Source organism: Pseudomonas sp. IT-P294, assembly GCF_949767865.1.
Lineage (GTDB): Bacteria > Pseudomonadota > Gammaproteobacteria > Pseudomonadales > Pseudomonadaceae > Aquipseudomonas.
In genome coordinates this window covers 269,322-276,510 of record NZ_CATKQW010000001.1, presented here as the reverse complement: position 1 = coordinate 276,510, position 7,189 = coordinate 269,322, and the positions used below count along the sequence as shown (strand labels likewise).

Below are 7,189 nucleotides of genomic sequence, written 5' to 3'. Positions count from 1 at the left end.
TCGAGGCGTCGAACCGTCCGCGTGGGACGCTCCGCGTTCAAGCTCTGGGAAGGGACGCGGAGCGTCCCGGGCTGCATTCCCACGCAGAGCGTGGGAACGATCAGTGACGGGGGTCAAACCACCGGAAAATGAATCCGGAACGCCGCCCCGCCCATCGGCGAATCCCCCAGCGTCAGCTTGGCGCTGTAGCTCTCGATGATGTCCTTGACCACCGCCAGGCCAATGCCCTGACCCGGATGCTGGCGATCCAGCCGCTCCCCGCGTTCAAGAATCCGTGCCCGCTGGTCCGGCGGTACGCCCGGTCCGTCATCTTCAACGCACAACTCAACCCCGCTTAACGTTTCACGCACGCTGATGCGCACTTCGCCAAGGCACAGGCGATAGGCGTTTTCCAGCAGGTTGCCCATCATTTCCAGCAACGCGCCCTGCTCGATCGGCACGTAACACGGGTCCGGCAGATCAAAAGCGACGCGCACGGGTTTGTCGCGGTAGACCTTGTCCAGCGTGTCGCACAGGCTTTGCAGCACCGGCCGCAGGCGCACTTGATGGCGCACCAGACCGCTTTTGCGCAGGCTGGCGCGTTGCAGTTGATAGCTGATCTGCTGGCTCATGCGTTCGATCTGGTTTTGCAGCACCCGCGCCTGATCGCGGTCTTGCGGCCGTTTGGCCATGTCTTCGCTGACGCCTTGCAGCACGGTCAGCGGGGTTTTCAGGCTGTGGGCCAGGTCGTCGAGGGAGTCGCGGTAGCGGCTGCGCTGCTCCCGTTCGCTGTGCAGCAAACGGTTGAGGGAACCGGTCAGGCGCAGCAGTTCGCGTGGGTGTTGTTCGCTGAGGCTTTCGCGGGCGCCGTTTTCGATTTCGTCGAGTTCCTGACTGAGCCGGCGCAAGGCCTGCAACCCCCAGGTCAAACCGATCCATAGCAAGGCGAGCAGCACCAGCAATGCAGCGCCGAAACCGAGGTAGAGGTTTTCGCGCAGGCCTTCGAGGGTCGCTTCGTATTCGCGCACCGGTTGCAGGGCAACGAAGCTGAATGCCGCGTTTTTACCGCCAAGCAGTTTGACTTCAACGTCGTAGACGAAGAACTCCTGACCATTGGCTTCGCGAATGCGCGCAAATTCGCTGCCGAGTCCGTCGTAGCGCGGTTTGTAGTTGAGCATTTCTTCGCGGGTGGCTCTGGAACGCCACACCAGATGCCCTTCACGGTCGTAGATGTAGCCGAGCAAGCGGCTGTCGGTCAGGTTGAAGCGTTCATCGGGCAACTGCACGGGCATTTGCAGGGTGTTGTTTTCCACCCTCGCGGCGGAGATCAGCGTGGTCACGTCCGACGCCAGGCGCTGCTCGATGGAATCCTGTAGCGCGAGGCTGAACGCGCCCTGCATCGCAGGCAGCAACGCCAGCATGAACAACACCGCCAGCAACGTGGCGGCGAGCATCAAACGGACACGAAGGGATCGAATCAAGTGCAGCGCTCATTGAACAGGTAGCCGAGACCACGCACGGTGTCGATCGGTTTGAAACCGGTCGGGCCTTCGAGTTTACGGCGCAGACGGCCGACTAGCACTTCGATGACGTTCGGATCGCGCTCATCGTCGTCCGGGTAGAGTTGTTCCATCAAGCGATCCTTGGCTACCACTTGCTGGTGATGACGCATGAGGTATTCCAGGATCCGGTATTCGTACGCGGTCAGTGCCAGCGGTTGTTCATCGAGGGTGGCCTGTTTGCGATTGAGGTCCAGCAGCAGCGGCCCGGCGACGATGGTCGACTGAGTAAACCCGCTGGAGCGGCGCAGCAGGGCGTTCAAGCGTGCATCGAGTTCCTCGAACTGGAACGGCTTGACCACGTAATCGTCAGCACCGGCGGCGAGGCCTTCGACCTTGTCCTGCCAGTTGCCGCGTGCGGTAAGGATCAGGATCGGGAAGGTATGGCCGCGTGAGCGCAGCTGACGAATCAAATCGAGCCCGCCCATGCCCGGCAAGCCGAGGTCGATCACCGCCAGGTCATGGTTGAACTGCTCGGTCTGGTAAAGCGCCTCTTCAGCATTGGCCACGGACTCGACCACATGGCCACTGTCCGTCAGGCGGGTTTGCAGGTGATGGCGCAACAGCGCTTCATCTTCAACGACCAGCAGTTTCATAACGCGCTCCTAGGCAAATCAACATCTCCAAAGCATGGTTTCGCCAGTCAGGTAAGCCGCGCAATCCTCACCGGGCAAGACAGATCGTAGCTGCCCGGCAGGTTTTCCTGATGCAGTTTAATGCCATTGTGCGAGACCGACACGTTGTCGTTCGGGTGTGGGACTTTTTAATCTTGTCGCTGGTCTGTCCAAGAGTAAGGCTGGCGAAATTGTCGCCGTAGGCAACAGCAGTGGTGCTCACGCCCAAGACGGTGAAGGCCGCAAGCAGCTTTTTAAGCGAGCCATTGGGGCATTTCCTCATGCACCATTAGCTTTTGGACATTGGGCAAGGTTACGCACACCACCCTGAACGCACTCTGAACGCACTCTGAACCTAAGCTGAATCACATCCACCCGATGGTTTTGATGACTTTATTGCAGGAGATCCGACCATGCGTGTTTGCCTCGCCCTTCTATTACTGGCCTTGAGCGGTCTCAGCCAAGCTGCGATCAAGACTCAGGAAATCCCCTATCAGAGCCCTGATGGCACCCAACTGATTGGCTATTACGCTTACGACGACGCGATCAAAGGCCAACGACCTGGCGTGGTGGTGGTGCACGAATGGTGGGGACTCAATGACTACACCAAACGCCGCGCCCGCGACCTGGCCGGCCTGGGCTACAGCGCCTTGGCCATCGACATGTATGGCGATGGCAAGAACACCGAACATCCCAAAGACGCCATGACCTTCATGCAGGCGGCGCTCAAAGACAGTGCCGCCTCCAGTGCGCGCTTTCAGGCCGGGCTCGATTTGCTGAAGAAACAGGCGCAGACCAACCCGAATAAAATCGCCGCCATCGGTTACTGCTTTGGAGGCGGCGTGGTGCTGAATGCGGCGCGCCAAGGCGTGCCATTGGCCGGCGTCGTGAGTTTCCACGGCGCGCTGGCGACCCAGACGCCAGCGACACCGGGAAGCGTGAAAGCGAAAATCCTGGTGGAGCATGGCGCTCTGGACAGCATGGTGACGTCGGACAATGTGGCGGCGTTCAAGTCTGAAATGGACAAGGCCGGGGCTGACTACAAGTTCGTCAGCCTTGAAGGCGCCAAGCACGGGTTCAGTAATCCGGATGCGGATCGCTTGAGCCATGGCGATCACGGCGGGCCGGACATTGGCTACAACAAAGCGGCGGATGAAAAGTCCTGGGCGGACATGCAGGCATTCTTCAAGAAGATTTTTGGCTGATCAGGCAGACCGAGGCGCGGCAATCGCGGGCAAGCCCGCTCCCACACTGGATCTATGTTGCAACACAAATCCATGTGGGAGCGGGCTTGCCCGCGATGGCCGCGCCTCGGTTTGAACCTTTGCACTACCCAGCCCGAGAGCAACCCGGCAAAATGCCCGACATGAATTCCGTCCCCGCCCTACCCGTCTGCTGCACCCCACTCGATGCCCAGTGGCCACTGCCGTTTGTGCTGCCCGATGCCGTGCTGTTGAGCACTCACTTCGATACCGCGCAACTGGCCAGCGATGATTTCCAGCGCAGCGCCATCGAGCCGCCGGCAAGCATTCAACGCTCGGTCGCCAAGCGTCAGGCCGAGTTTCTCGCCGGGCGTGTTTGTGCACGTGCCGCGTTGCAACAGTTGGAAGGGCTGAGTTTCATCCCGGCCATCGGTGATGACCGCGCCCCGGTGTGGCCTGCGCACATCAGCGGCTCCATCACCCACAGCACCGGCCGTGCGGCGGCGATTGTGGCGAAGAAAAGCGATTGGCGCGGTTTGGGGATGGACCTGGAAAACTTGCTCAACCCAGAACGGGCCGAGCGCCTGGCCGGGGAAATCCTTATACCGGCGGAGATGCAGCGCATGGCGGCCGGTGCTCGCGATCAGTTGGCACTGCTGGTGACGCTGACGTTTTCGGTGAAGGAAAGTTTGTTCAAGGCGCTGTATCCGATTGTCCAGCAGCGGTTTTATTTTGAGCACGCTGAAGTGCTGGAGTGGAGCGAGGCTGGCGAGGTGCGGCTGCGCTTGCTGACAGACTTGTCCAGTGAATGGCGCAACGGCACTGAGCTGGACGCGCAGTTTGGGGTGATGGATGGGCAGTTGTTGAGCCTGGTCAGTATCAAGGCCTGAGGATTTTCGGTGCGTGTGCTGGCCTCATCGCGGGCAAGCCCGCTCCCACAGGGTTCTTCGGTACGGCATAGATCCAGTGTGGGAGTGAGCCTGCTCGCGATGAGGCCAGATCAGACAACCTGGATCTCAGCGCCGCTCCTGATTCCTCGGCCAACTCAGGCTGAAACAAGCCCCGCCCAGGCTTTTGCTCTTGCTGATCAACGCCCGCCCGTCATGCCAATGGATGATCCGCCGCACGATCGACAAGCCCAGACCATGCCCACCCGAGGCGCGAGTTCGGCTGTCATCGAGGCGCAGGAATGGCGTGAAGATTTTCTCCCATGCCGATTCCGGCACGCCCGGTCCATCATCTTCGATGTCCACCCGGCAACGCTGCTGCCCGACCTGATAACTGACGGTTACCCGCGACGAAGCATGACGCATGGCGTTGCTCACCAGGTTCTGCATCGCCCGGTGTAGATAGCGCGGCTCGGCTTCAACCCAGGCGTCATCGCAATCGGCCGCCGACAGGCACAAACCACGCTGCACGGTGACATCGGCGCGCAATGGCGCCAGCTCTTCGATCACCTGACTCACCAGCGCATCCAGGTCGATGCGCTGAAAATTCAGCGCCGGCGAGCCCTGCTCCAGCCGCGCGTACGTCAGCATCTCGTCGACCAGTTTGTCGAGGTCCTCGATGTCGTGGTCCATGCCTTCAAGGTATTTCTCCAGCGCCTGCGGCGTGGTGGCCGAGCCAATCATCTCCAGGCCAAAACGCAGGCGCGCCACCGGTGTGCGCAATTCGTGGGACACCGCGCGCACCAGTTCACGCTGGATCGCCAGCAACTGTTGCAAGTGCTCGGCCATGCCGTTGAACGCTGAAGCCAGACGCCCTACCGAATCGGCGCCACGTGCCGGCACTCGGGTTTCCAGGCTGCCTTTGGCGATGCGCGTGGCGGCGGCTTCGAGGCCACGCAAGCGGCGCTCCAGTTGACGCACCAACAGATAGACGATCAAACCGATCAGGCTCAAACCCAGGGCCGCGATCAGCACCAGCCATTCCGGCGGATACGGATTCATCTGATACAGCGGGCCGATCTCCAGCACCCACGGCGTTCCGACCATGCCGGCAAACACCCGGATCGAATCGCCGCCCTTGCCCAGCGCCATCACCGTGTCGCCTTCAGAGATGCGGCGGCTCTGGTCCTCGTCCATGTCCGCCTGGTCGACAGTGACCAGGCGCAGGTCGAAACCAAAGCCCTTGTCTTGTTTCAATTGCGCCAGACGCTTGGGCTGTTCGGCCACCGGTACGCGCACCAGTTCGTCAGCCAACAGATAAATGGTGGCCCGCGCCAGTTGCTCGCTGATCTGCTGGACCTCACCCGTGAGAACAAGCTGTTCCTTGTCGCTGACCAGACGATAAACCTTTGCCGCATGCGGGCCGGTCTGCTCCACCAGCGCCTGGCCGCGCAGCACGCGGGTGCGCTGAGTGAGGTCGAGGTCGGTCTGGGCGAAGGTGTTCAACGCCAATGGAATGCCGAGCAAACGCTCCCACACCAGCAAGGCCCGGTGGCGCTCGGTATCGTTCATCGGTTGCAGGTTGTCGGCCATCAGCGAAAAAGTGCCGTGGGCCAGGCGCTCACGGTATTGCTCGCTGCGCACCTGGTTGAGCAAATGCAACGCCAGCACGCCCAGCACAGCCACCAGGATCAGCGCCGCGCACATGCCGCCGTAGATGCGCAGGAAGATCGAGTTCACGGGGTGCAGGCTTCCGGAACGAACAGATACCCCTTGCTGCGGATGGTTTTGATCAGTCGCGGATGATCCGGGTCGTCGCCGATTTTGGGACGGATGCGCGAGATGCGCACGTCGATGGAGCGGTCCTGACCGTCATAGCCGATGCCGCGCAGCGCGGTGAAGATCTCTTCCCGGGACAGGATTCGGCCCGCGTTGGCCACCAGCAACCACAGCAGGTCGAACTCGGCGCTGGTCAGTTCGATACCGCTGTCATTTAGCCAGGCCTCGCGCAATGCGTTGTCCACCACCAGCGGACCGAACTGCAGGCGCCGTTGTTTTTCCGGGGCCACCTCAGGGGCTTCACTGCGGCGCAACAGTGCCTGGATCCGTGCCAGCAACAGACGCGGACGCACCGGTTTGCACACGTAATCGTCGGCGCCCAGGTCGAGGCCAAGAATTTGATCGGTATCGTCGGTGCGGGCTGTGAGCATCAGGATCGGGCCGTCATATTTGTCGCGCACCTTGCGGCAGATGCTCAGGCCATCTTCGCCCGGCAGCATCAGGTCGAGGATCACCAGGTCCGGCTTCTCGTTGATGATGCGCGCAGCGGCCAGCGCACCATTGCCTTCGATCGAGACGCGCAGGCCGTTGGCTTCCAGGTATTCGCGGGTCAGTTCGGCCAGACGCTGGTCGTCCTCCACAATCAATACCTGCCAGGCTTCTTGCTCCACGGTGACCTCTGCTTGCCAACAACACTTATAAGGAAGGATCCGCCCGTCTTTTTGTAATGATTGGGGAGGATAAGAATGCGTACACACTGGCCGATTGTATAAACGCCGAACGACGAGAACACAAGCCGACAAATGCGTTCGGACAAGCGGATTTTTTGTGATAGGGTTCGCGCCCTTAAAAATCCGAATGACTGTATTCGATCGCTGAAAATCAGTGGAAAACGGTTCGCTCCAGCTAGGTCGCGGCCTACACGCCCGTTCCACGTTTCACACACAATTTACGCACAGGTTTATCCACAGGTAGTACGTTGCAACACCCTCCAAAACGCATTATCTTGTACCTCGGCGCGAAAAAAACCCTACATGTAGGGTTTTAGCTTAAAAGCCCAACCACATTTCAGACCTGAAACTCAAGCGCTTTATTGCGTGTTGCAGGTTGAACCAAGCACGAATTTACAAGCCCAAACCGCGTGCGCGGATGGCACCGTTTTTCCAGGC

The 7,189-nt window shown here is 60.4% G+C and carries 6 protein-coding genes and 1 pseudogene; 2 read left to right on the top strand and 5 right to left on the bottom strand.

Going from position 1 to position 7,189, the window contains the following annotated elements:
• Positions 1-113: 113 nt before the first annotated feature.
• The 3 genes and pseudogenes from ACM6I0_RS01260 to ACM6I0_RS01250 all read right to left on the bottom strand — a co-directional run.
• Positions 114-1,460: an ATP-binding protein gene (locus ACM6I0_RS01260; RefSeq protein WP_414921291.1), complete on the bottom strand. Its 1,347-nt coding sequence runs from the start codon at positions 1,458-1,460 to the stop codon at positions 114-116.
• Positions 1,457-2,134, bottom strand: a complete 678-nt coding sequence (locus tag ACM6I0_RS01255) for a response regulator (RefSeq protein WP_259152926.1) — start codon at positions 2,132-2,134, stop codon at positions 1,457-1,459. Before ACM6I0_RS01255 ends, ACM6I0_RS01260 begins: the two co-directional genes overlap by 4 nt.
• A gap of 68 nt (positions 2,135-2,202) precedes the next feature.
• Positions 2,203-2,435: pseudogene (locus ACM6I0_RS01250) on the bottom strand (hypothetical protein); the annotation flags it as partial.
• Between the two features lie 130 nt (positions 2,436-2,565).
• On the opposite strand from ACM6I0_RS01250, the gene ACM6I0_RS01245 reads away from it, so the two are divergent.
• Both ACM6I0_RS01245 and ACM6I0_RS01240 read left to right on the top strand, forming a co-directional pair.
• Positions 2,566-3,357, top strand: a complete 792-nt coding sequence (locus ACM6I0_RS01245; RefSeq protein ID WP_414921290.1) for a dienelactone hydrolase family protein — start codon at positions 2,566-2,568, stop codon at positions 3,355-3,357.
• A gap of 161 nt (positions 3,358-3,518) precedes the next feature.
• A complete protein-coding gene (locus ACM6I0_RS01240; RefSeq protein WP_414921289.1) occupies positions 3,519-4,244 on the top strand; it encodes a 4'-phosphopantetheinyl transferase family protein in 726 nt (241 codons plus the stop codon).
• A 126-nt stretch (positions 4,245-4,370) separates the two neighbouring features.
• On the opposite strand, the gene ACM6I0_RS01235 is transcribed toward ACM6I0_RS01240, so the two are convergent.
• Positions 4,371-5,981 carry an ATP-binding protein gene (locus ACM6I0_RS01235; protein WP_414921288.1) on the bottom strand — a complete coding sequence of 537 codons (1,611 nt, stop codon included), beginning with the start codon at positions 5,979-5,981 and terminating at the stop codon, positions 4,371-4,373.
• Positions 5,978-6,691 (bottom strand): response regulator, encoded by a 714-nt coding sequence (locus tag ACM6I0_RS01230; protein ID WP_222588055.1) that lies wholly within the window; start codon positions 6,689-6,691, stop codon positions 5,978-5,980. Before ACM6I0_RS01230 ends, ACM6I0_RS01235 begins: the two co-directional genes overlap by 4 nt.
• Positions 6,692-7,189 lie beyond the last annotated feature (498 nt).

Coding starts and splice junctions, on each gene's coding strand:
- ACM6I0_RS01255 (WP_259152926.1), bottom strand. CDS start 2,134: ATGAAACTGCTGGTCGTTGAAGATGAAGCGCTGTTGCGCCATCACCTG.
- ACM6I0_RS01245 (WP_414921290.1), top strand. CDS start 2,566: ATGCGTGTTTGCCTCGCCCTTCTATTACTGGCCTTGAGCGGTCTCAGC.
- ACM6I0_RS01240 (WP_414921289.1), top strand. CDS start 3,519: ATGAATTCCGTCCCCGCCCTACCCGTCTGCTGCACCCCACTCGATGCC.